Genomic DNA, 2,484 nt, shown 5'->3' with positions numbered 1-2,484 from the left:
TGATACGGTTCACGACCGTGACGTCAATGCAGCTCGTAACATTCTCCGCCTCGGACGTGAGGCGCTGACCCACTTGCACTGCCGTCGGGCGGTGCAAGCCTAGGGAATCCCCTTCGTTTACGGGGGGTGAGGACGTCAATACATACCGGCCGAAGATTTACTCGCGGCGAAAAAGAAAGCTCTTCTTTGTTTCTTCGCCGAAATCACCGTCAGATCAAGTAGCCGCGAAGACAACAAAAACGTCGCCTTCACCCAAGAAACCAGCCTAGAGGCGACCAGCTCGGTCCTCGACTGGCAAGGCCTACGTAAAGCTGATACCCCTAACCTATACCGTTGGTCGATTAGAGACGTTAATGACAATTTAAAGCGTCTCGCCAACTCCAACACCAAAAAAATGATTCCCGTGGAAAAAGAGGTGCAAGAAGTCTGGCATTCGCAGGCAATCAAAAAAGAAGTGATCGAAATTAACTCCACTCCCGCTAATGCTACCGTCACCTTTGATGGCGTCGATCATGCCTGTCAAACCCCTTGCAAGCTTGAGGTCTTACACGGCTCGCATGCCATCGCCCTATGGAAGCAGGACTACAGTCGTGTATCCGGAACGATTAGTGTTGACTCTAGTCACGACAAATTCTCGTTTGAGCTGCGCGAAAATATCAGCCGTGTATCGTTCGCAAATTGCCCGGCCGGCACGGAATTTCGCGTTGACGGCAACCGCTTCGCTGTCTCATCAAGTGACGAGCTTAAACTTAGCCCTGGTCACTATGTGCTAGAGCTGGATCATCCCGAATACTACAAAGAGATTCAGAAAATATCTGTCAATCTTGGCGACCGACTTAAAATAACTTGCGGATTTAAGCCCAAGATAGGAGCCGTTGACATTTCGGCACGAAATTCCCTTGACGAACCAGTCAAAGCTCAGGTCGAAGTCGATGGTGTAAGCCTTGGCAAAACCCCATCAACATTTGAAGTAAGAGCTGGATTGCGACGCATCAGAGTCTCTACGCAGGACGAAGCCTGGGAAGACACGATAACAGTCATTAAAAGCGCCACCCTGCCCGTAATGGCACGACTGAAACCGATAGAATCTGAACAGGAAAAGGCATTGCGCCGCGCCTACCAGTCCTTTGCCTTGATGCTGGAAATTGGGTCGATGAACGAAGTAAAGGCAAATGACCGCGCAACTGGTACTAACTACAACTTCGCCGACTGCACGGGCAGCGCTGATCCCGACAAAGGCGATACGCTGCGCCTCATCCTGTCTAAAAATCTTACTAATAAATTTGGCGTCAACGTCGGTTACCTTTCTGGCAAATTCGAAGCCTGCCACATGCAATTCATAGCCAATCAATTCGAACCTGAGATCAAGCGGTTTAGCATCGTCTTTAGCGGTCCCTCAATAGGACTCAACTACGCTCTCGTGAATCAGTGGCAGGGCGAGCAAAATCCGGGTTCCGTCAGTTACACGAGATGGTTTGATCTACGATTTTCTTATATTCCGAGCCTAGCGTTAGACATCGAGAACAAGCAGACTCAAAGTAAAAGTAGCAGCCAACTAAGTGGCATCACTTTAGCCGAGTGCTCTCTAGTGGCGATGACTTTCAAGAGCCTCAAGTTTTCACTCATCAATCTGAGCTATGTAAAGGGCATCGAAAAAGCATATGACAGCGCACTAAAACTGGGAGATTTCTCAACGCTGTCCATTTTTGGATTCGGGCTCGCCTATTAACACAGGTTCGTCGTAGACGGAGGCGCTATCGGTCCTTAGTTTTGAGTCGGCAGCAAATCATTTTCTCAAACTCGCGCCTGACATACTGCTTCCCGCTGCTATGATCTCAGACCATCCGCAAAATCCGCTTACAACAAGCGGAAACATCATGAGGATCTAGAACTTTACAACGGTCCAGCTACAGTAAGCGTTGTACCCACCAAGATTGTTGCGACAAGTCCCCGTTACAGCATCCCCGGCACTGAGGTAGCGATATATGGTAAAACTCGCTCCTTGACAGTTCGTAGACATGTAAGTGAAACCAACTTCTGTCCCATTTACCCACAATTTAACCTCATTAGTACCAGAAAACGAACCACAAGCATGTGTGAAACCAGTCATCAAATAATTGCCGCTCGCGGCCACCGTAAACTCGCTTTTTGTTGGATTGCTTGCCAGCAAAGTATTTGAATTTACGGTTACATTGATGCTCACATGAGTGTTGCCTGTGGTGTTCCCACTCATAGTAAGCCCGCCCGCACTTGCAGCGGCACTAGTTTGGGTAGATCCGTCAGGAAACTTAACTCCGCCGCTTGTTGATTCAATGACGCCATTCACCGAGATTTTTGCGCCTGGATTTGTGGTGCCAATGCCGACGTTGCCGGTAGCCAACATCGTCATCACTGGTGTGGAACGAACACTGCCCGGAGTGTAGTAATCGACAGCGTCGGTGGTCCCCCAGTATGTCCTAATTAAATTATTAGTGCCTCCCACCC

1 protein-coding gene is annotated in these 2,484 nt (G+C 49.2%); it reads left to right on the top strand.

Annotated elements, in window-relative coordinates:
• The first annotated feature begins 394 nt into the window (after nt 1-394).
• Nucleotides 395-1,729 (top strand): PEGA domain-containing protein, encoded by a 1,335-nt coding sequence (locus tag FJ146_19895; GenBank protein MBM4254235.1) that lies wholly within the window; start codon nt 395-397, stop codon nt 1,727-1,729.
• Nucleotides 1,730-2,484 lie beyond the last annotated feature (755 nt).

It is taken from the genome of Deltaproteobacteria bacterium (assembly GCA_016874735.1).
Taxonomy (GTDB): Bacteria; Bdellovibrionota_B; Oligoflexia; order Oligoflexales; family CAIYRB01; genus CAIYRB01.
This window is presented reverse-complemented; position numbering and strand designations above follow the sequence as displayed.

Coding starts and splice junctions, on each gene's coding strand:
- FJ146_19895 (MBM4254235.1), top strand. CDS start 395: ATGATTCCCGTGGAAAAAGAGGTGCAAGAAGTCTGGCATTCGCAGGCA.